This window comes from Bacillus sp. SIMBA_154 (assembly GCF_046536015.1).
GTDB classification, from domain to species: Bacteria; Bacillota; Bacilli; order Bacillales; family Bacillaceae; genus Bacillus; species Bacillus pumilus_P.
On sequence record NZ_JAWJBV010000047.1, the window covers coordinates 1 to 785 of the forward strand.

Consider the following 785-nt stretch of genomic DNA (forward strand, 5'->3'; position numbering starts at 1 on the left):
TGGTGGAGGATGACGGGCTCGAACCGCCGACCCTCTGCTTGTAAGGCAGATGCTCTCCCAGCTGAGCTAATCCTCCATATTGTGTCTTTTCGAATGACTCTCGATCTGACAAATAGTATTATATAACGATAAGATATTGTTTGTAAAGACTTTTTTAAAATAATTTTTGAATTTATTTTAAAGCTGTTTTTTTCACCTTTTCGTTAAGGCACCTAAAGAAGTTCACCACTTGCTTCGTCATTTTAAAAGTCTTTTTTTCATTTTTTTATGTTTTTTTGTTAAAAAGAACTCTAATGAAGCTTTATCACTGTTAAAAACATCATTTCCAACGCTTTAATATGCTCATTTTATTCAGTATATCCTCACACACAAATCATCTAGAGATAAATTTCTTTTATTATTTTATTTTTTTAAGAAATCATTTTCGTTTAAAAACGTATATAAATGGTGATGATTTTCACTGTTCTTCAAAAGATCGCTTCGCCTTATTTTTGCTACTTCAAATGCTGAACAGCCTTGGCATCATTATTAAAGTTTTACTCAGAGAAACAAGTGTATTGATTCATCCTGCGTCCCCTCGAATTCAGTCTTCAGCAATAGATGGGCCCGTTCCCTTTGAGCCTGAGTGGCCAATTACGTCTCTATACCGCGGCTGCTAAAACGAGGGCTTGTTAGACATTTTCTATGTTTTTGATGTTGATATAGAAGCAAACCTCTCAAAAACACAAAAAAGACCAGTTCCGTCTGGAACTGATCCTTAGAAAAGCTTGGCGGCGTCCTACTCT

General features: G+C 35.5%; 1 tRNA gene. It reads right to left on the reverse strand.

From position 1 onward, the window contains the following. Window positions 1–76: transfer RNA gene (locus R0K30_RS20985), tRNA-Val, on the reverse strand. Window positions 77–785 lie beyond the last annotated feature (709 nt).